17 protein-coding genes are annotated in these 19,875 nt (G+C 54.7%); 6 read left to right on the top strand and 11 right to left on the bottom strand.

Annotated features, from left to right (window positions below):
* Positions 1 to 150: 150 nt before the first annotated feature.
* The 3 genes from ggt to FHW66_RS17115 form a co-directional block, all read right to left on the bottom strand.
* Entirely contained in the window at positions 151 to 1,911 is a 1,761-nt protein-coding gene (gene ggt, locus FHW66_RS17125; RefSeq protein WP_183381031.1) for a gamma-glutamyltransferase, read from the bottom strand.
* Between the two features lie 117 nt (positions 1,912 to 2,028).
* Positions 2,029 to 3,390, bottom strand: coding sequence for a hypothetical protein (locus tag FHW66_RS17120; protein WP_183381030.1), 1,362 nt, complete (start codon positions 3,388 to 3,390; stop codon positions 2,029 to 2,031).
* Between the two features lie 571 nt (positions 3,391 to 3,961).
* Positions 3,962 to 5,011, bottom strand: a complete 1,050-nt coding sequence (locus FHW66_RS17115; protein ID WP_370543496.1) for a LacI family DNA-binding transcriptional regulator — start codon at positions 5,009 to 5,011, stop codon at positions 3,962 to 3,964.
* 409 nt (positions 5,012 to 5,420) lie between these two features.
* Between FHW66_RS17115 and FHW66_RS17110 the strand changes: the two genes are divergently transcribed.
* Both FHW66_RS17110 and gntK read left to right on the top strand, forming a co-directional pair.
* Positions 5,421 to 6,773, top strand: a complete 1,353-nt coding sequence (locus FHW66_RS17110) for a GntP family permease (protein WP_183381029.1) — start codon at positions 5,421 to 5,423, stop codon at positions 6,771 to 6,773.
* Positions 6,774 to 6,793: 20 nt separating this feature from the next.
* The gene (gntK, locus tag FHW66_RS17105; protein ID WP_183381028.1) at positions 6,794 to 8,332 is read left to right on the top strand and encodes a gluconokinase; all 1,539 of its coding nucleotides are present in this window, start codon (positions 6,794 to 6,796) and stop codon (positions 8,330 to 8,332) included.
* A gap of 76 nt (positions 8,333 to 8,408) precedes the next feature.
* On the opposite strand, the gene mctP is transcribed toward gntK, so the two are convergent.
* The 3 genes from mctP to FHW66_RS17090 form a co-directional block, all read right to left on the bottom strand.
* Positions 8,409 to 9,920 carry a monocarboxylate uptake permease MctP gene (gene mctP, locus FHW66_RS17100; RefSeq protein ID WP_183381027.1) on the bottom strand — a complete coding sequence of 504 codons (1,512 nt, stop codon included), beginning with the start codon at positions 9,918 to 9,920 and terminating at the stop codon, positions 8,409 to 8,411.
* The gene (locus tag FHW66_RS17095) at positions 9,920 to 10,099 is read right to left on the bottom strand and encodes a DUF3311 domain-containing protein (RefSeq protein WP_183381026.1); all 180 of its coding nucleotides are present in this window, start codon (positions 10,097 to 10,099) and stop codon (positions 9,920 to 9,922) included. Before FHW66_RS17095 ends, mctP begins: the two co-directional genes overlap by 1 nt.
* Before the next feature lie 206 nt (positions 10,100 to 10,305).
* Positions 10,306 to 11,595: an O-acetylhomoserine aminocarboxypropyltransferase/cysteine synthase family protein gene (locus FHW66_RS17090; protein WP_183381025.1), complete on the bottom strand. Its 1,290-nt coding sequence runs from the start codon at positions 11,593 to 11,595 to the stop codon at positions 10,306 to 10,308.
* 346 nt (positions 11,596 to 11,941) lie between these two features.
* On the opposite strand from FHW66_RS17090, the gene FHW66_RS17085 reads away from it, so the two are divergent.
* The 4 genes from FHW66_RS17085 to FHW66_RS17070 all read left to right on the top strand — a co-directional run bounded on the left by FHW66_RS17085 (position 11,942) and on the right by FHW66_RS17070 (position 15,631).
* Entirely contained in the window at positions 11,942 to 12,901 is a 960-nt protein-coding gene (locus FHW66_RS17085) for a sulfonate ABC transporter substrate-binding protein (RefSeq protein ID WP_183381042.1), read from the top strand.
* A 180-nt stretch (positions 12,902 to 13,081) separates the two neighbouring features.
* Positions 13,082 to 13,384 carry a FeoA family protein gene (locus FHW66_RS17080; protein WP_183381024.1) on the top strand — a complete coding sequence of 101 codons (303 nt, stop codon included), beginning with the start codon at positions 13,082 to 13,084 and terminating at the stop codon, positions 13,382 to 13,384.
* 77 nt (positions 13,385 to 13,461) lie between these two features.
* On the top strand, positions 13,462 to 15,333 hold the full coding sequence (gene feoB, locus FHW66_RS17075) for a ferrous iron transport protein B (protein WP_183381023.1): 1,872 nt from the start codon (positions 13,462 to 13,464) through the stop codon (positions 15,331 to 15,333).
* A 10-nt stretch (positions 15,334 to 15,343) separates the two neighbouring features.
* Positions 15,344 to 15,631 (top strand): DUF6587 family protein, encoded by a 288-nt coding sequence (locus FHW66_RS17070; protein WP_183381022.1) that lies wholly within the window; start codon positions 15,344 to 15,346, stop codon positions 15,629 to 15,631.
* A gap of 32 nt (positions 15,632 to 15,663) precedes the next feature.
* Here FHW66_RS17070 and FHW66_RS17065 read toward each other — a convergent pair whose 3' ends face one another.
* From FHW66_RS17065 to ribD, 5 genes are all read right to left on the bottom strand, one after another.
* On the bottom strand, positions 15,664 to 16,242 hold the full coding sequence (locus tag FHW66_RS17065) for a peroxiredoxin (RefSeq protein ID WP_183381021.1): 579 nt from the start codon (positions 16,240 to 16,242) through the stop codon (positions 15,664 to 15,666).
* Positions 16,232 to 17,281, bottom strand: a complete 1,050-nt coding sequence (locus FHW66_RS17060; RefSeq protein ID WP_183381020.1) for a transporter — start codon at positions 17,279 to 17,281, stop codon at positions 16,232 to 16,234. Before FHW66_RS17060 ends, FHW66_RS17065 begins: the two co-directional genes overlap by 11 nt.
* A 95-nt stretch (positions 17,282 to 17,376) precedes the next feature.
* Positions 17,377 to 17,793 (bottom strand): DUF2946 domain-containing protein, encoded by a 417-nt coding sequence (locus FHW66_RS17055; protein WP_183381019.1) that lies wholly within the window; start codon positions 17,791 to 17,793, stop codon positions 17,377 to 17,379.
* A gap of 313 nt (positions 17,794 to 18,106) precedes the next feature.
* Complete coding sequence (locus FHW66_RS17050; RefSeq protein ID WP_183381018.1) at positions 18,107 to 18,721, bottom strand: riboflavin synthase; 615 nt, start codon at positions 18,719 to 18,721, stop codon at positions 18,107 to 18,109.
* Positions 18,722 to 18,746: 25 nt separating this feature from the next.
* On the bottom strand, positions 18,747 to 19,874 hold the full coding sequence (gene ribD / locus FHW66_RS17045; RefSeq protein WP_255459034.1) for a bifunctional diaminohydroxyphosphoribosylaminopyrimidine deaminase/5-amino-6-(5-phosphoribosylamino)uracil reductase RibD: 1,128 nt from the start codon (positions 19,872 to 19,874) through the stop codon (positions 18,747 to 18,749).
* Position 19,875 lies beyond the last annotated feature (1 nt).

The raw sequence follows: 19,875 nt of genomic DNA, 5'->3' as shown, positions 1-19,875 counted from the left end.
GTTGCACTACCTCATGCTTGAATTTCGTTTCGTACTTCGCCATGAAAAACACCCCAAAGGTTGGATTGGTGTCCAACTTTTGGGGTGCGGTTCACATGATGAGCGGCATTGTCATGCAAGTCGTCGCTATCAGATCATCGATTTTTCAGATCAAAATCCGATCGTACGGCCATCCGGATTGCGGGGATCCGAGTAACCATAGAACATGCCATCCTTGATTTCGATGGTTTGTGTACGTCCCATCGATGGTTGTACGCTGACGTTCTGACCCTTTTCCTTCAGGATCTTGATCGTGTCTGCGCTGATACCTTTTTCGATACGTAACTGGTCCGGTGTCCATTGGTGATGGATACGCGGCGTCACCGTTGCTTCGGCCACATTCATGTCGTACTCAATCACATTGAGGATCGTCTGCAGGGTTGTCGTGATGATACGGCTACCGCCAGGGCTACCGGTGACCATGAACGGTTTTCCATCCTTGAGTACGAAGGTTGGTGACATTGAGCTCAAAGGGCGCTTGCCGGCACCAACGGCATTGGCTTCTCCTCCGACCAAACCAAATGCATTGGCGACACCGGGCTTAGCCGAAAAGTCATCCATTTCATTGTTGAGGGTGATACCTGTACCCGTAGCAACGATGCCACTGCCAAAGTTCAGATTCAGGGTGTAGGTCGTTGCCACCAGATTACCTGCTTTGTCAGCCACCGAGAAATGCGTGGTCTGGTCGCTTTCGTAAGGTTGTGGCTTGCCTGGTTTGATTTCAGCCGCTGGTGTGGCGTGATCAGGATTGATCTTCTTGGCCAGTTCATCGGCATAAGCGGTCGATGTCAGACCTTTGACCGGTACCTTATTGAAATCCGGATCGCCCAGATATTCAGCGCGATCAGCATAGGCCAGTTTCATGGCTTCGGCCATCAAGTGGATGCTCTGGGCACTGTCAGCACCATATTGCTTAAGCGGATAGCGTGCCAGGATGTTGAGCATCTGGATAATGTGCACGCCGCCCGAGCTTGGTGGTGGCATCGACATGACTTCATAGCCGTGATAGTTGCCAACGACTGGCTCACGTTCGACGACCTTATAGTTTTTCAGGTCGGCGGCGGTGATCAGACCACCATGCTTGTCCATTTCGGCGACGATTTTCTTGCCAATCTCACCTTCATAAAATACAGATGGGCCTTGCTTGGCAATCAGCTTGAGCGATTTGGCCAGATCTTTCTGTACCAGCTTTTCACCTGCCTGCAGCGGACGTCCGTCCTTGAAGAAGACCGCCTTGCTGGAGTCCCATTTGCCCAGGTGATCACGCTCGGCTGAGAGGATCAATGCCAGGCTGGGGCTCACGGTATAACCGTTTTCTGCGAGCTTGATCGCGGGGGCGATGACATCCGCCAGTTTCATGCTGCCGTACTTCTCCAGCGCGTGCGTCAGACCAGCGACAGTACCGGGTACGCCAATCGCCAGGTGGGTATATAGCGAGCGGCCTGGTGCAACGTTACCCTTGTCGTCGAGGTACATGTCGCGGCTCGCCTTGGCAGGTGCCATTTCACGGAAATCCAGAGCGACGTTCTTGCCAGTCTTGGCATCGTGAATCATCATGAAGCCACCACCGCCGATGTTACCTGCATTAGGCAATACCACGGCCAAAGCAAAGCCGACGGCAACGCCAGCATCAATCGCATTGCCGCCACGCTTGAGGATGTCTACACCGACCTGGGTTGCCAGTTCTTGCTCGGATGCCACCATGCCATGACTGGCTTGAACCGGGCTGATGATGTCATAGGTCAGATCGTATTTAACCACTGGCGCGGCGCTGGTGGTTGTTTGCGCAACCGCTGGGATGGTTGCCAAGGCAGTACAGAATGGCAGCAAGGCCAGTGTAGCTGGTTTGGCCAGGCTATTGAGTTTCCACATGAGCTTCTCCTGAGTGAGTCCTTGAGTGCGTCCTTGATGAGGATGCTTTTTTTGCGCTGATTTTATTGTGATCGCAGTCAAGGATTGTAACGTCAGGAAATTTCTTGTCTACCGCATTTACCGTCTCGCTGCACGAGTTCTGTTCCTTGGTAATGCTGTGCCGCCACATTGTTCGACAAGGGTGTTCAGGCGTGCTTCCATGATTCTGGTCAGGGTTAGCCGGCTCTCCGTATTCTCAACAGAGGCTGGAATTTCCGAGTAGGCCTGCGTAAAAATGTTGGCGATGAGATCAGGGTTGCGTTGTCGCAGTGCAAGGTAACGGAGGGCAATCTGGATGCGTACAGATTGTGCTGATCTTGTCGCATCGTTGTTGCCGGAGGTGATATGGGCGTAGTCGGCATAGGGCAGATCATCAAATTGCTCACCGAGTGATGGAAGCCTTTCTGAAAATTCTGCATGTGCACGGGTAAATCTCTGCTTCAGTTCGGGAAATACGGCAGGTCGCTGATTGACGGCAATATCGAAACTGTCCCTTTTTAATGCACCCTGGAAGCCGCAGTCGAGGCTGCTAGCAAAATCCAGGCGCATCACGTGGAGCTGACTCCCTTCCCGCACGATACCCATGTTCCGGTAAAACGCATTGAGCGGATCCCAGTCTCCAATCAGTTGCGATACGCTCAAATGTCGCTGGATATCTTCCTGCATTGATTGCGGCAGCAGGGCAAACTGATTTTTCATCAGGTCATCGAACCGGCTGGCCAGTGGGCGATACGCTGTCACCAGACCGGGCAAGGGCGCATTGACTGCACTGCGCCACCAGTCGTCAGGGTACGCATTACGTAGCGCAGAGAGTTTACCTGAAATTGCGTGGGCTTCGCAGGCATTGCGCTTGAATACAGTCAGCTGTGCCGTGGGCCATCTAGGGTGTTGCCGCTGCATGTCATCGGCCGAATCCGCATGCGCCAGCCAGTCGCCGAAATCCAGGTAATCCACATATCTGGAGGCAATACACTGTTGAGGCTGTTGTACTGGTTGAAAAAAAGTCTCGTAATGTGCTGGCAGAAATTGCTCCGTCGTTCGTGCAAACAGGCTATAAATTCGTCCGGCTGCGACTTCCTTGGCGGCAGCGAGTGCGCTGTGTATCTTCTTGACGTAGAACGTTCCCGATTCAGAGCGGATGAGCATGCCCGGATTGGCATTACCGATTTTTTCATTGTTGGCAGTATGCGTGATGTCCTCGCCAAAATTGATGCCAAATGAGGTTGGCAAACTGGTGGCAGAAGAATCTCCACGGGCGTCTCCGCCGCTGCGATGATGGTATGGGCTGTTGACGGCGCTGGCTGCACGCTGTTGTCGCCTACTGTTACGGGCAACGTAGCTGGCTGGTTGCTGTCTTCTGGTGTGCTCTGGGGGGGGCGGGAAATGGCGGATGGTGGGGACGCCCAGTCTTGGGTGCCAGAGACCAGGGTGAAATTCCATGGGTGCCTCAAGAGGAAGGTTATTCTCGATTAGTCCCGTATCGTGCGGGCCTATCCGCGAGCGACTTATCTGTTGCATATTCACCATCGAATGAAAGCTGCTGGCGATGTTGTACCTGAGTGACGGGTTGGTTTCAGGCTCTCGCCCTACCATACTCAATTGCTGCGCGCGTGCTTCAAATACGGGTCTCTGATGCATCCAAGGTTCTTTACCGACTGCGCTCGATGCGTCGGTCATCATTGTTGCCAGTGTGTTGTACGATGATGGCACCGTGGCCGTGGCTTGGGGCATTGGCGGGTATTGGTTGGTGGGCGTGATCGTCGGGAAGGGCATGATGTAGGTACCAAAAAAAGTAAGAAGACAGACGTACTCTCCCTGGCAGCGAGATGGCATACCAAGACAGCATTCGTCGCGATGGATCGAACGTTCGGGACGTGTAATTTCTTCTTTTTCTTTGATGCCGTGGCAGATCCCGATGGTAATTCAGGCGACCTGCACAGCTTTTATACTTATTTGTATCGGAATTATGCACCATGCGGCCCGTACCGCGTGCAATAGCGCCAATGGCAGTTCAGGTACTCTCGCGTGCGGCTAGTTCAAAGCCCAGATCAAGGCGGGGTTTGGCGATCGTTTCTCCCTTGAGCGTCTGGATCAATAATTGCGCTGCCTGGTAACCAATCTCGTAACGCGGCGTAATGACCGTGGTGATCGAAGGCGTGGCACAAGCGGCCCAGGAGAGGTCATTGAAACCGACAATCGCCATTTGCTGCGGCACGTCGATACCGCGGCGCTGACATTCAAACAAGGCGCCCAGCGCCAGATCGTCGTTACAGCAAAATACCGCATCGCAGTCTGGTGTGCTCTCCAGTATCTGGCGTAATAATTGTGCGCCCATCTCAACCTTGGTTGGCTGTGCCAGCAATACCTCTGCGTCCGGATCAAGACCGGCTTCCAGCAAGCCTTTGCGAAAACCTTCGCGACGCTTCATGACCCGTGGATCGAGCTGTGCCGCCAGAAATCCCGGGCGTCGGTACCCGCGCTCAATCAGATGGCGGGCGACAGCGTAACCGGCCTTGATTTGTGAGAAGCCAACCGACATTTCCTGATGACCTTTTCCCAGATCAAACATCCGTACAGCGGGCAGATGACTGCAGGCAGGCAGGCCGCGCAAGATTTCATGCTGCGCAACGCTTGACAGCAGAAACCCCGCCGGTGCATGCGCCAGATAGGTCGCGATGAGTTGTGCTTCCTTGTCGCGCGTATAACCAGTCTCGCCAATCAGGAATTGATAACCCTGCTGCTCCAGATAATCGCGGATGCCACTCAAGGTATCAATGAACACCGAATTGGTCAGCGAAGGTACCAGTACTGCGATGACTTGTGAGCGGGCGGAAGCGAGTGTGCTGGCGGCCTGATTGGGAACGTAGCCGAGCGCGGCAATGGCCTCCGTGATGCGGATGCGTAACTCTTGTTGTACACGCTCTGGCGTCTTGAGCGCACGGGAGATTGTCATCGGGCTGACGCCCACGTGACGGGCAACGTCGACAATGGTCACGCGGCCGGTGGCGCGGCTGGTGCGGGTTGTTCTGAGTGCTGGTTGGCGGGGATTGGTCTGGCTCACAGGTGTTCTTGCAATAACGTGTCAATAGGGAAGTGCGGCATCCTGGGCGACATCATACCTCCAGCCATGTTTCTACTGACAGAGTGGGGGTATCGAGGGAGTCTGAAAATCGCTGCTGCAGTGCATGATATTCATATAAATGATTTGACACTGAAAATTTGTTAGCGTTACCATTCGCGCCTTGTTAGCGCTAACATTGTTCGGGTTGATTGTTTCGAATAATGTTGCTTAGCGCGATATTTGTGATATTTCCCTACAACACTACGCAGATGGTGAACCGGTAGCTTGTTTCGCACCCGTGCGGTGTGGCGTATCAAGCGCATGCCTGTCCATTGCGTAGTGGCAGACCGCTTGCACTTGCTACGCCTCTCTGGCCCAGCTACTGGCACCTTTGCCATGGAGACACTGCATGTTCGGACTAAGTACTGACCTCAATCTATTGTTGAACGCCGCATTGGCGATTGTGGTGCTGATCGTGCTGATCACGCGCCTGCGCATTCACCCCTTCATCGCATTGATCATCAGCTCCGGCTTGCTGGGGTTGTTCTGTGGCATGCCATTGTCCAAGATCGTCAAGTCGTTCCAGGATGGCTTTGGTGGGGTACTCGGCTTTGTCGGCATCGTGCTGGGTCTGGGAACCATGCTGGGTAAGATGATGGCCGAGTCGGGCGGTGCTGATCAGATTGCGCAGACGCTGGTGCGCGCTTTTGGCAAGCAACGGGTGCACTGGGCCATGATGATTGGGGCTTTCCTGGTCGGTATCCCGTTGTTTTTCGAAATCGGCTTCGTGCTGCTGATTCCTCTGGTCTTCATTGTCGCCCGGCGCTCAGGTGTGCCACTGTTGAAGATTGGCATACCGATGCTGGCCAGTCTATCGGTCATGCACGGTCTGATTCCTCCGCATCCTGGACCGCTGCTGGCGATAGGTGTGTTCGGCGCTGATATTGGCAAGACCATTTTCTACGGCTTTATTGTTGGTTTGCCGACCGTGATTATTGCTGGTCCGTTATTTGGCTCCTTCATTTCCAAATACGTCGCTATTGAGCCATCGGAAGCCTTGCTGGAGCAACTTGCACGTGAACCCCAAAGCAAGCAATTACCTGGTTTTGTCATGACTTTGATGACCGTGTTGGCGCCAGTCGTACTGGTGTTGCTGAAAGCCCTGGCCGATGTGGCTTCGCCAGATGGCAGTCCGATACGCAATTTGATGGAATTTATTGGTAACCCGATCGTGGCCTTGCTGGCGGCATTACTGTTGTCGTTGTACACCTTTGGGACAGCGCAAGGTTTGTCGCGTCAGCACGTACTGAAGTTGCTCGATCGCAGTCTGGCACCGACCGCTGCCATTGTGCTGATCATTGGTGCTGGTGGCGGATTCAAGCAGATGCTGGTCAATAGTGGCGTTGGTACGGCCATCGGCCAGCTCGCTGTGCACGCGCATATCTCTCCCTTGTTACTGGCATGGCTGGTCGCAGGTCTAATCCGCATCGCTACTGGCTCGGCCACCGTTGCGACCATTACCGGTGCAGGTATTGTGGCGCCGCTGGTGACCATGATTCCAGGGACCAATCGTGAACTGCTGGTACTGGCAACAGGTGCTGGCTCGTTGATCCTGTCGCATGTCAACGATGCGGGTTTCTGGCTGGTCAAGGAATATTTCAATATGAGCGTGGGTGAAACTTTCAAGACATGGACCGCGATGGAAACAATCATCTCGGTAGTTGCTATCATCCTCATCATGTTACTTAACCTGGTCGTTTGATCTGACCCAGAGGATTTTTCATGTCGCGCTTCATGCTTGGTGTTGATATCGGCACCACCAGTACTAAAACCGTCGTATTCGCCTTGGACGGCAAGGTGATATCGCATCATGCAGTTGAGTATCCGCTGCTGTGCACGGCACCGGGTATGGCCGAGCAGGATCCGCAGCAAATTCTGGCAGCAGTACTGGAGTCAATCGGCGTTGCCGTCCAGCGCGCACAGGCCAGGCCTGAGGAGATTGCGCTGGTGTCTTTCAGTGCTGCCATGCATAGCATCATTGCGCTGGATCGCGACAATCAGTTACTGACCAATAGCATTACCTGGGCCGACAACCGCGCCAGTGTCTGGTCAGCGCGTCTACGCGACGAGTTCGATGGGCATGCCATCTATGCCCGCACGGGTACGCCGATTCATCCGATGTCACCGCTGTGCAAGCTGATGTGGCTGCGCCATGATCATGCAGATATTTTCAACCGCGCGGCACGGTTTGTGGGTGTCAAGGAATATGTATTCTTCCATTTGTTCGGGCGCTGGTTGGTCGATCATTCCATTGCTTCGGCTACCGGATTATTCAATCTGCAAGCCATGCTATGGGATGATGAAGCATTGGCGCTGATCGGTATCGATGCCGCACAGTTGTCCACGCCAGTGCCCACCACTGAAGTGGTGCAGGGCCTCGACAGGGCCGTCGCTACGCAGCTCGGGCTGCGTGCCGACACGCCGTTCGTGATCGGTGCCAATGATGGCGTGTTGTCCAATCTGGGTGTCAATGCCATTGCACCAGGACAGGTCGCGGTCACCATCGGTACCTCTGGCGCCATGCGCAGTGTGGTCGACCGGCCAGTGACTGATCCGTCAGGACGAACGTTTTGCTATGCATTGACTGAGCAGCACTGGGTCGTTGGCGGACCGGTCAATAACGGCGGCAATATCTTCCGTTGGGTGCGTGATGAGTTGGCCACCGCGGAAGCACAGGCTGCGCGTGACGCGGGAGTGGACCCCTATGAGGCACTGACACAGATCGCTGAAAAGATTGCGCCCGGCGCCGAGGGTTTGTTGTTTCATCCGTTCCTGGCCGGTGAACGTGCCCCGCTGTGGAATGCCGACCTGCGTGGCTCCTTCTTTGGTCTGGCGCTGCATCATCGCAAGGAGCATATGATCCGCGCCGCGCTGGAGGGCGTGATTTTCAATCTTTATTCCATCTTGCCTGCGGTCGAAGATTTGATCGGACCGACCAAAACCATGATGGCGACCGGTGGGTTTGCCCGCTCGGCGTTGTGGCGGCAGATGATGGCGGACATCTTCGAGCGTGAAGTGGAAGTGCCCCAAAGTGTCGAGTCGTCCTGCCTGGGTGCTGCAGTGCTGGGTTTGTACGCACTTGGCAAGGTCGGTTCGCTGACGGTGATTGCAGACATGGTGGGCTCAACCAACCGACATGTTCCCATTGTCGCCAATGTCGCCATTTATGAACGGCTACGACCGATCTTCATGGCCTTGCCACAGAAGCTGGCGCAGGAATACAAGTTACTGGCGGAGTTCCAACGGGGCTGTACCGCGTAACGAAACATTGGATGAGCAACGACAAAAAAGCCAGGGGTCACCTGGCTTTTTTGTGTGCTACGACGTTGATGCTACCTTAGCTGCGTTTGAGCGCAGGTGCTTGCGCACCGCCACGACCGAACAGCAGTTGAACCACCACTGCAACAACGATGTTGATGGTCAGTGCAATCAGACCTGTGTAGAGCGTGTAGGAATCTGCGCCGATATGGAAGGTATGCACCGGCTTGATGCCATCGGCATAAGCCAGCCAGCTACCGCCAATGATGCCCACAGCCCAGCCAGACAACAGCGCATTGGCACCGAACCAGCCCACGAACAGACCGAATACGACCGCCGGGAAGGTTTGCAGAATCCAGACACCACCCAGCAATTGCAGATCAAGCGCAAATTTGGTCGGCAGGAACAGGATGAACACCAGTGCACCAACCTTCACCACCAGCGATACCAGTTTGGCAACCTTGGCTTCGCCTTCGGCGGAGACGTTCGGATTGACGTAAGGCTTCCAGAAGTTACGCGTGAACAGGTTGGCCGCACCGATCGACATCACCGCAGCCGGCACCAGCGCACCAATGGCAATGGCAGCAAAGGCAAAGCCACTGAACCAGCTTGGGAACAGGGCATTGAACAAGGCTGGTACCACATCATTGTTACTGCTGACTTTGATGCCAGCGGCGTACGCCATGTAACCGAGCAGTGCGATCAAGCCCAGCAATACGGTGTAGGCGGGCAGGAACACGGCGTTCTTGCGGATGGTGTCCGCACTCTTGGCAGCAAAAATGCCTGTCAGGGTATGCGGATACATGAAGGCCGCCATTGCCGAACCCAATGCCAGAGTGGCAAATGGCAGGATCTGTTGCGATTTCAGGGTCAGGCCAGTGGCACCACCCTTGAGCGCGAAGGCATCACGGGCTGACTGGAACACGATGCCATAACCACCCAATTTCATCGGCACGATTACCACTGCGACCAGCACCACGATATAGATCATCAGATCCTTCACGAAGGCAATCAGCGCAGGTGCGCGCAGGCCAGCTGAGTAGGTGTATAGCGCCAGAATCACGAAGGCTGCCATCAGTGGCAACTCACCGGTTACGCCCAACGCCTTGATGACGACTTCCATGCCGATCAGTTGCAGAGCGATGTAGGGCATGGTGGCTACGACGCCAGTAATGGCAATAGCCAGTTCCAGACGACGTGACTGATAGCGTCCAAACACTACGTCGGCCGCCGTAACGTGTCCCGCCTTGTGCGCGGCGTGCCACAGTTTTGGCATGATCACGAACACGATCGGGTAGACCAGAATGGTGTAGGGCAGCGCAAAGAAACCATAGGCACCGACGGCATAGACCAGTGCCGGTACGGCAATCACCGTGTAAGCGGTATAAAAATCGCCGCCAACCAGGAACCAGGTGATCCAGGTGCCAAAATTACGGCCACCGAGGCCCCATTCATCCAGATGGGCACCCTTATTGGAGCTGCCGCCACTTTGCCAGCGCGAGGCCCAGAAGCCCATCACGGTGACCAGCGCGAAAAAGAAGATGAACACGCCCAAGGCGGTCCAATTGATTGCGGAGGATGCGTCGTTCATTATTCCACTCCCTTCTTCAGACCGTCTTTATAGACAATCCAGATGATCAATGCAGTGAGAGGAACCCAGGCAAACTGGTACCAGTAAAAAAACGGAAAACCGAACAAAGCAGGTAACTCGTCGTTGTAAAACGGTACCCACAACAAACCTATGAACGGCAGTAAGAGTAAAAGCCGCATGCTGAATCTCCTCAGACTTTTGGTGGAAGGGAATTATTTTTTAAAATCTCGGCAATTATAGAGAGAATGGCAGAAGATTGTTGATACGGCTACGTAGGGCGGGTCTAAAGCGTGAATGGACCGGCCTTGCCAGAACCGATCCATTCGTTTGTTGTTGTTTTATTGTTTTGTTACTTCGCAATTCAGATAGTGCGGACACTGTCCGGTCAGACCTCGCGTAATGCCTGATCCAGATCGGCCAGCAGATCATCGATGTGTTCGATCCCGATGGACAGACGCACGGTATCTGTCGTCACGCCCGCCTTTTGCAGTTCTTCCGGAGACAACTGACGGTGTGTGGTTGACGCCGGGTGGGTTGCCAGTGACTTGGCATCACCGATATTGACCAGGCGTGTGAACAGCTTGAGCGCATCCTGGAATTTCGCCCCGCCCGCCAGACCACCCTTGACCCCAAAGGTGAGCAGTCCGGATGCCCTGCCTTTGAAGTAGCGTTGTGCCAGCTGATAATCGGGATGGCCTTCCAGCCCGGCATAATTGACCCAGTTGACCTTAGGATGGCGCTGTAGATGTTGGCCGATTGTCAGTGTATTGGCAGTGATGCGGTCCAGACGTAGCGCCAGGGTTTCGATGCCTTGCAGGATCTGGAAGCTGTTGAACGGAGAGAGCGCCGCACCGGTATTGCGCAGTGGTACCACGCGTGCACGTCCGATATAGGCGGCTTCTCCCAGTGCTTCGGTATAGACCACACCGTGATAGCTGACATCTGGTTCGTTGAGGCGCTTGAAGCGTTCTTTGTGCTGCGCCCAAGGAAATTTGCCGGAATCGACGATGATGCCTCCCAGTGTTGTGCCATGGCCACCCAGGTATTTGGTCAGCGAGTGGATGACGATATCGGCACCATGTTCAATCGGACGCAGCAAATAGGGCGTGGCGACGGTGTTGTCGACGATCAGCGGTAAGCCATGACGGTGCGCAATGGCGGCGATCGCAGCAATATCGGTAATGTTGCCGAGCGGGTTGCCGATCGATTCAATGAAAATGGCTTTGGTGCGTGCATCAATATGCGGGGAAAATGAATCAGGATCCCGCGGATCGGCGAAGCGGGTCTGGATGCCGAACTGCGGCAAGGTATGAGCAAATAGATTGTAGGTGCCCCCATACAATGTCGCTGCTGAGACGATGTTGTCGCCCGCTTCGGCGATAGTCTGGATGGCGTAGGTGACGGCCGCCTGTCCGGACGCGACTGCCAGCGCGGCAATGCCACCTTCGAGCGCAGCCACGCGTTGCTCCAGCACATCCTGGGTCGGGTTCATGATGCGAGAGTAGATATTGCCCTTGACCTTCAAGTCGAACAGGTCTGCCCCATGCTGTGTATCGTCAAACGCAAACGCTACGGTCTGATAAATCGGTACCGCAACTGCTTTGGTGGTGGGGTCCGGCGTGTAACCGGCATGCACCGAAAGGGTTTCGAATTTCCAGTCTGAATTCGTAGTCATGGCTGCTCGCAGTCAAGAGTCAAAGGAGTCTGTCAGCGTAGCGAGTTAGCGCAATGTGATGAAATGATCATTTGGTATATCGATATGCGGCGCGAGTAATTGCGACTGCACCACTGCACTACTAAATCAGTGCGGCAGAAAACAGATATCGATGCTGCCAATTGTTCGTTTTCCCGACCTTCCCTTCATTTCTATACTTGCCACTTTGTCTTAGTCGCAGCCTGTACGACATAGACAGCTTGAATCAATATGAGAGATGGGGGAGTGCTGTATGACGATCAAGAAGCAAGTCGAGCCGGTACGTCCGGTAGGAGTGGTTGATACAGTAGCGTTGTCTCAGTCAGGCATGCGCCGGCGCTTTCTCCTGCAAGGTGGCTTGCTTGCCGCGGCAGGGGTGGGCGCGCTGACACTGTCGCCAGGCAGGGTTTTTGCCGCCACGCCGCGTGAATTACGGGTTGGCAATCAGAAAGGGCTGCTCAGTCTGCTCAAGGGGCGCGGCATATTGGAGAAGCGACTGGCGCCGTTGGGGGTTACCGTTAAATGGATCGAGTTTGTCGCGGGACCAGTCCAGCTGGAGGCGCTTAGTGTTGGCTCCATCGACTTCGGTGATGCCGGAGAGGCACCACCGATTTTTTCTCAGGCGGCAGGATCACCGCTGGTATATGTTGCCGCAACCGTGGCGAGGCCTTCGGTCGAGGCAGTTCTGGTGCCCAAGGAGTCGCCGATCCGCAAGGTCAGCGACCTTAAAGGTAAACGGATTGCACTGAACAAAGGGTCTAACGTCCATTACTTCCTGGTCAAATTGCTGGAAAAAAGCGGCTTGCAATACAGCGATATTTCACCCGTCTGGTTATCGCCGCCCGACGCCCGTGCAGCTTTCGAAAAGGGCGCTATTGATGCCTGGGTAATCTGGGAGCCGTTTCTGGCGGCAGCTGAAAAGACCTTGCCGGTACGCATCCTGGCTGATGCCAACGGTGTTGTGAAAAATCGTGCGTATTATTTTTCGTCAAAAGACTACGCGCTAAAAAATACCGACGTACTCAATATTGTCATCGACGAGCTCAACAAACTCGACGTCTGGGCCCGCGCCAATCCGGATGCACTCGGAACGGAGCTGGCCGCAGTGCTGGGTTTGCCCAAGTCAGTAGCTGATGTCGTGGTGAGTCGTTCGGCCTTTGGCACCGAAGCAATTACGCCCTCCATCATTGCTGAGCAACAGCAAATCGCGGATGTTTTTTTCGACCTAAAGTTGTTGCCGAGAAAAATTCTGGTCAAGGAAGCCGCACCACCGTGGCTGGCAATATAGATTTTTGTTGATCAAATGATAATTTTCGCCGGCAAAGCCTTGCCGGCGTTGCTGTTTCCAGAACAGGTACATTGCTGTAACAATTTGGCCGCCCATAAAGGGGAAAATTGCTTCATAATAATAGCGATTCTCATTTATGTTCTCATGTTCCCGACTCGGGAAGGGGTGCCAAGGATGTCCATGTCGCAACCATCAGTCGTTAATACCGCTCAAGCGGTTACCGCCGAGGCTGGCGCAATGACCAGTCTGTCTTCCCTCGTCAAGGGGGATCGGGCCCGTATTCGAGCGCTGATGCCAGCGCGTGGCGCGGAGCAGACGGTATTGTTGGAGCGGTTGCAGGAGCTGGGTTTTGTACCCGGTGAGCTCTTGCGGGTGGTGGCGATTGCCTTTCCCTCCGGTGATCCGATTGCGCTACGCATCGGCAATACCACCTTTGCGTTACGTCGGCATGAGGCTGAGCTGATTCAGGTCGAGCGTCTGTAACACGCAGCGCTTAGGCGTTTCATCACAAACCATTGCGCTGGCGGTTGCGGCGCGAGTTTTCATTCTGGTCTCACACTATGCAGCAAGCGAATACCTTGAATCTGGCGCTGGTCGGCAATCCCAATTGCGGCAAGACCGCCTTGTTCAATCGGTTGACGGGAGCCCGTCAAAAGGTGGCCAATTACGCCGGCGTGACTGTTGAACGCAAGGCTGGTCGCTTTGCGTCCGAGCAAGGGTTTCAATATCAGGTACTGGATTTGCCCGGAACCTACAGTCTGAGTGCATTGACCCCCGACGAGGCCATCACACGAGCCGTGTTGATGGGCGAACGCCGCGATGAAGTGCCTCCTGATCTTATTGTGCTGGTGGTTGATGCCAGCAAGCTGCAGCTTAATCTCAAACTGGTAGTTGAGGTGCTGCGTCTTAATCGTCCTACTGTGCTGGCCTTGAACATGATTGATATTGCGCGCAAGCGCGGTATTGAAGTCGATGCCGAGAAGCTCAGTCGTGAGCTCGGTATTCCCGTTGTCGAAACCGTTGCCGTCAAAAAGCATGGTGTGGCAGCTCTGGTCAAAGCCATTGATGAATGGCGTTCTGCCGGTGGCGAGCATGCCAGTTGGACGACCGACCGCTTCAATCAGTCCGAGTCAATGACGGGCAGTCAGCGGCAAGATATCGTGCGTCACATCCTCAATGTGGCGGTCACCGAGCGTCCTCTTACCAATACGACCGAAGATAAAATTGATGCCTGGGTTCTGCATCCGGTGTTGGGCTATGTCATTTTGCTGGGCTTGCTGTTCATGATCTTTCAGGCCGTCTTCAGCTGGTCCGAGATGCCGATGGACTTCATCAAGGACAGCATGGATGGCCTTGGTGCGCTGGTCGCGCATTTGCTGCCGGATGGTTTGCTGCGCAGTCTGCTGGTGGACGGCATCATTGCCGGTGTTGGCAGCGTGCTGGTATTCCTGCCGCAGATTTTGATCCTGTTCTTTTTCATTCTGCTACTGGAAGACTCTGGTTATCTGCCCCGCGCGGCGTTCTTGCTGGATCGTTTGATGGGTAGTGTCGGCTTGTCAGGACGGGCTTTCATTCCCTTGCTGTCGAGTTTTGCCTGTGCGATTCCGGGAGTCATGGCAACGCGTACGATTCAGAATCCACGGGATCGGCTGGCGACCATCATGATTGCGCCGCTGATGACCTGTTCGGCTCGCTTGCCGGTCTATGCGCTCATCATTGCTGCATTCATTCCTAATCGTGATGTGGGGATTTTCAATCTGCAGGGATTGGTTCTGTTTGGCCTGTATCTGCTGGGTATCATTGCTGCGATGGCGGTAGCCTATGTATTCAAGCGGTTGATCACCAAGGATCAGCCGCAGCCATTGATGCTTGAGCTCCCGAACTACCATCTTCCCAACTGGCGCAATCTGGCGCTTGGCTTGTGGGAGCGGGGTCGTATTTTTGTCTCGCGCGTCGGTACCATCATCCTGGCGTTGATGATTATCCTGTGGTTCCTGTCGACCTTTCCTGGTGCGCCAGCAGGGGCGACCGGTCCGGCCATTGAATACAGTCTGGCCGGCAAGATCGGCGCGGCGTTGCAGCCGTTGTTTGCGCCCATCGGCTTCACCTGGGAAATCGTGATTGCACTGATTCCTGGCATGGCTGCCCGTGAGGTCGCTGTTGGGGCGCTGGGCACCGTCTACGCGCTGTCGGCAACTGGCGACGAAGTCTCATCAGCGCTGGGCCCGATGTTGCCACATCTGTGGACCTTGCCAACCGCATTGTCTTTGCTGATGTGGTACGTGTTTGCGCCGCAATGTATTTCAACCTTGTCGATTGTCAAGCGCGAGACCAATTCGTGGACGCCAGCGTTGGTCATGGCGGGCTATATGTTTGCGTTGGCGTATCTGGCCTCGTTTGTGACTTATCAGTTGGCAGTGGCCTTTTTATAAGGAGTAGAACATGCAAGAGATTATTGTCGGTGCAATCGTCCTTTTCGCTTGCTGGGCGGTTCTCAAGCGTTACCTGCCGCGATCGGTCCGTGCTGGACTGACCCAGCGCCTGTCAGATGTCGCGGCCAGACTCGGCTGGCAGCAACTGGCCCAACGCCTGCGCAGCGCCAGCATGACGGTGTCGGCCAAAGGGAGTTGCGGTGGTTGCAGTTCCTGTGATTCAAGCAGTGGCAAAGTCAACAAGGTGTCGAGCGCCAGCATCACACCTGAAGCACTGAAAAATACTATCCGCCGCTAGTTCTTCTTCAGATCGAAGCCCCTGTTACTGGCTTACTTTGCCAGCAAAGGGGTGACGATTCTCTCCAGCCTCTCGACAGTCCAGACAGGATCGTCTTCATTCCAGCCGTTGTCGGCCAGTACCCCATTACGATCAATCGTGAAACTGACCGGAATGCGCCACATGCGTCCATAGTCTCCAGCCCATGGGCTGCCCAGCAAACCAACCGGGAAATTCAGCCGACTCGCAAACCTGCGTACTTCCGGCAAGTTTTCGGCACCATCCAGGCTAAACCCGAGTATCTCCAGACCTTGCTTGCGGTGCCGCGTTAGATACTCGGATAGCAACGGCAACTCTGTCAGGCAGGGACCGCACCAGGTCGCCCAGAAGGTGAGGATGACCACCTTGCCGGTCAGCTCTTTGCTGGAAATGCTAGTGCCGTCAAGCGTATGCAATACCAGCTCAGGTGCAGGTTTACCTACAGCAAGTGCGTTGGCACTGGCGGTATTGCTCCAGCTGCCAAGACCGACACCCGCTGCGAGGCTGAGCGCTGCACGCAGCAATGTACGGCGCTCAGCCGAAGGCGCCACATTGGCGCCCCCATGTAAAAATGATGCTTGCTTAGAACGCATAGCTGGCACCCACGCTGGCACTCCAGCGTGGGAACAGTTGATAGCCAGAAAGCTGACTATAGACGGCCTTCTGAATGAAGGTGTAGACATGTAGCTTGGAGGTTATTGCAAAGGTCGCTCCTGGACTCAGATAGGCAACGGTACCGGCAGTATCGGTGGTATCGGCCAATGCACCCTGATCGGCACTCTTGTGCGTCACATTGATTTGTACCTGGGGCACAAATTTTGGATCTGCTTCATAACGCAGCCCGAAACTGACATTGCTTTGATTGCCCGGACGATAGTCTGCATTGGTCTCATCCAGTTTATGCGCCACTGCCGCCTGGAATTGGCCATTGATAAAGAAATCGAAATTTTGGCTGATCGGTTGATAGTAGTAAGCACCAATGATCAGGTCGGTACTGCCGGTGCCAGGTTGCAGACTGGTATCGAGTGCCTGACTGGCATTCGGGCCGGTAGAAAAAAACACCGGGTGGTGGCCGACAACGGTGCCGTCTGCCGTTTGTCCACCGTAGTTGCCGGTAGGTAGTTTGATACCAAGCTGTACCCCCAGATTATGGGTCGGCAAGAAGCCTTGATAACTGCCAATCAGCTTTATATCGCCAACTCCGGTACTACTGGCGCTGCTCAAATTGTCGCTAGTTAGTGTCGAAACGCCCTGGATACCATACGTCGTATGGCTGCGATCAATGTAGGGAATAATGGAGCTGATATTCCAGTCCGGCGATGGGGTATAGCTGATGCCCAGATTGATGTAGCGATTGATGGTCTTGTGTTCGACTTCCTGCTGCCCATTGTTATCATTGATCGCCGCTGGTACCGTTGCGCCGACTGCACTTGAGCCTGAGCGCAACTGGCTTTGGTTGATGAAGTTATAGTCGAGGTTGATACGCCATCCCGTTTCAGCGGAATAGCCCATTGCAGCATCGCTACTGAGCGAGCAGCCGCAAGTAGCGCATGCATGTGCTGCAGTAGGAACACCGACGCTCAGCGCGAGCGCGAGCGCATAGGGTAGGGATTTTTTTTGTAATGTGATCATTGTGTTACTCCAACCGAGAATACGGGGCTGAGCCCCTATGTTTTCTGCCAATAACGGAATGGACTCGCGCCTTTGAGAGCAAGTCCGGTTTTTTGTCAGAGAACAGCGGGAGGAGCGCGTGGGCGTCTGGAGGGATAGCGCGCTGTGCGCGAACCATGTATCGCCAGCGCAGTAATGGTCAGGGCAATCAGCAAACGCACCAATTGAGGCGCAGTTACCACTGAGGTAGGCAGCGACGTGTAATGATCAAAGAAACTGCAGTAGCCACAGACATCGGTCTGCCCACTGGCGGCCTTGTGCTGGGAGGATTTGTCATCAGTGCCATGCGTATCGCTTTGCACGACACTGGACATTGCCGGATCACCGACCTTCATCCCGCAATACATCATCGACGGTGTTGCGCCATGTGATGCTGCGATCAATTGACTTGCCAGAGGCACGCAAGTGACCAGCAGCATGGCAATCATGCCTAACCATGCTACTAGTCGTTTGCGGGATTCACGCGTCATCATTGGCTGCACTTGGCGGTGTCTGGCGTATTTTCTGGGATGGAAAAGCTGTCGAACGTTGGTCGGGCAGAATGGCCTAAAATCAGTGTCGATGACATCAAAGAATGACCGCAATCAACCTGATGAAAAACAGAAATATCGGCATCAATACATCGCAAGATATTAGCAGTTAAGCGCGTTCTCAGTCTTACGAACAACTGACTCTGACGTCAATCTACCTGCGACATTTTGTCGCAGGTAGATTGATGGGGAGATAGGAGGATTGGAGCAAAAGCGTAGTTTCAGGCTCGATTTGTAAATTGAGTCTGGCGTTGAATTATTTCGGTGCGCTCAGCATACGTTCGACATAACGGGCAATCAGATCGATTTCCAGATTGACCCGACTGTCGACTTTCAGGTGCTTGAGTGTGGTGACTTCAATGGTATGCGGGATCAGATTGATCGAAAATCGGCAACCGGTATCCGTATCTTCAACCCGGTTCACCGTCAATGAGACGCCGTTGACGACAATCGATCCTTTGTAGGCCAGATATTTTCCTAGCGACTTGGGCGCTTCGACCACCAGCTCCCAGGATTCTCCGACCGGCTCAAACTTGCGCACAGTGCCTAGTCCATCGACGTGTCCCGAGACCAGATGACCGCCAAGGCGCTCTGCCAGTGTCAGCGCTTTTTCAAGATTGACTTCGCCGGGCTCCGACAGACCGACCGTCAGGTTCAGGCTCTCACGCGAGACATCAACCGTGAAGCCCTGTGTGTTTTTTTCAACCACCGTCATGCAGGCACCATTGAGCGCAATCGAGTCGCCCAATGCCACATCCGCCATTGGCAGGCCGCCAGCATCAATGTTGAGTCGGACCCCGGCATCGGCGGTGTTGCCCAGAGCGTGAACGGACGTAATACGCCCAATGGCGGCGACGATTCCTGTAAACATGATCAATTCCTAACAATGCATTAACTTAACTGAAGCGTGCAAGGATACGCAAATCTTCGCCGATTTGCTTGACCTGCTGCAGACGCAAGGTAAATTTGCCGGACAAGTCTTCCAATGCCGGCAGTTCGAACATGCTACGGCCATCGCCCAGAAGGCTAGGGGCATAGTACAGCAGCAACTCATCGACACAGGCTTCACGGATCAGCGAGCCACCCAGCTTGGAGCCTGCTTCGATATGTACTTCATTGAGTTGGCGGCGGCCCAGTTCGGCAATCACCGCGGGCAGATCAACTTTATTGTTGGCATTGGGCATGACGATGACTTCTGCACCCTGAGCTTCCAGCGCAGCAATTTTGTCGTGCGCATGCTCGGCAGTAAAAATCCAGGTGCCGCCACCGGTCAGAATATTTGCCTGCGGATCAATCCTCAGCTTGCTGTCGATGACGATACGGCGAGGCTGTCTCGGCGTTGCTACGGCACGTACACTCAGCTGGGGGTTGTCGTCCTTGACGGTTCCAATGCCGGTCAGAATGGCGCAGGCACGGGCACGCCAGAAATGGCCATCGTCGCGTGCAGCGGCACCGGTAATCCATTGACTCTTACCGTTATGCAAAGCCGTTTTTCCATCGAGGCTGGCAGCAGATTTGAGGCGTACCCAAGGCCTCCCGGTGCGCATCCGCTTGAAAAACCCAATGTTCATTTCCTGTGCTTCATCCTGCAGCACACCAGCGCGGACGGCGATATTGGCCGCCTGTAGTTTGGCAAGGCCCTGTCCGGCGACCAGCGGATTAGGATCCATCATCGCCGCAACGACGGTTGTCACGCCAGCCCGGACCAGCGCATCGGCACAGGGTGGGGTGCGACCAAAATGACTGCAGGGCTCTAGCGTGACGTAGACGGTTGCACCGCGCACGTCATGACCGCGTGCGGCGGCGTCATGCAGCGCTTCAATTTCAGCGTGATTACCTCCCGGTGGTTGGGTAAATCCGGCACCAATAACACGTTGTCCTTGCACGATGACACAGCCTACGCGCGGATTCGGGGTTGTGGTGAAGAGACCCCGCTGTGCCTGCTGCAGTGCCAATGCCATGGCCTGCTGATCATTGTCTATATCGCTGTCGTAGAGCGCCGTTGTGGAGGTCGAATCTGTCATG

Source organism: Herbaspirillum sp. Sphag64, from assembly GCF_014192645.1.
Classification (GTDB): Bacteria; Pseudomonadota; Gammaproteobacteria; order Burkholderiales; family Burkholderiaceae_D; genus Herbaspirillum.
The sequence above is the reverse complement of the archived record's forward strand: the minus strand, read 5'-3'. Positions and strand labels throughout refer to the sequence as shown.

Excerpts from the sequence above, each read along its gene's own strand:
- FHW66_RS17085 (WP_183381042.1), top strand. The coding sequence starts at position 11,942 with ATGCGCCGGCGCTTTCTCCTGCAAGGTGGCTTGCTTGCCGCGGCAGGG.
- mctP (WP_183381027.1), bottom strand. The coding sequence starts at position 9,920 with ATGAACGACGCATCCTCCGCAATCAATTGGACCGCCTTGGGCGTGTTC.
- FHW66_RS17055 (WP_183381019.1), bottom strand. The coding sequence starts at position 17,793 with ATGATGACGCGTGAATCCCGCAAACGACTAGTAGCATGGTTAGGCATG.
- FHW66_RS17060 (WP_183381020.1), bottom strand. The coding sequence starts at position 17,281 with ATGATCACATTACAAAAAAAATCCCTACCCTATGCGCTCGCGCTCGCG.
- FHW66_RS17070 (WP_183381022.1), top strand. The coding sequence starts at position 15,344 with ATGCAAGAGATTATTGTCGGTGCAATCGTCCTTTTCGCTTGCTGGGCG.
- FHW66_RS17065 (WP_183381021.1), bottom strand. The coding sequence starts at position 16,242 with ATGCGTTCTAAGCAAGCATCATTTTTACATGGGGGCGCCAATGTGGCG.
- FHW66_RS17095 (WP_183381026.1), bottom strand. The coding sequence starts at position 10,099 with ATGCGGCTTTTACTCTTACTGCCGTTCATAGGTTTGTTGTGGGTACCG.
- ribD (WP_255459034.1), bottom strand. The coding sequence starts at position 19,874 with ATGACAGATTCGACCTCCACAACGGCGCTCTACGACAGCGATATAGAC.
- gntK (WP_183381028.1), top strand. The coding sequence starts at position 6,794 with ATGTCGCGCTTCATGCTTGGTGTTGATATCGGCACCACCAGTACTAAA.
- FHW66_RS17110 (WP_183381029.1), top strand. The coding sequence starts at position 5,421 with ATGTTCGGACTAAGTACTGACCTCAATCTATTGTTGAACGCCGCATTG.
- FHW66_RS17050 (WP_183381018.1), bottom strand. The coding sequence starts at position 18,721 with ATGTTTACAGGAATCGTCGCCGCCATTGGGCGTATTACGTCCGTTCAC.
- ggt (WP_183381031.1), bottom strand. The coding sequence starts at position 1,911 with ATGTGGAAACTCAATAGCCTGGCCAAACCAGCTACACTGGCCTTGCTG.
- FHW66_RS17120 (WP_183381030.1), bottom strand. The coding sequence starts at position 3,390 with ATGGAATTTCACCCTGGTCTCTGGCACCCAAGACTGGGCGTCCCCACC.
- feoB (WP_183381023.1), top strand. The coding sequence starts at position 13,462 with ATGCAGCAAGCGAATACCTTGAATCTGGCGCTGGTCGGCAATCCCAAT.
- FHW66_RS17080 (WP_183381024.1), top strand. The coding sequence starts at position 13,082 with ATGTCGCAACCATCAGTCGTTAATACCGCTCAAGCGGTTACCGCCGAG.
- FHW66_RS17090 (WP_183381025.1), bottom strand. The coding sequence starts at position 11,595 with ATGACTACGAATTCAGACTGGAAATTCGAAACCCTTTCGGTGCATGCC.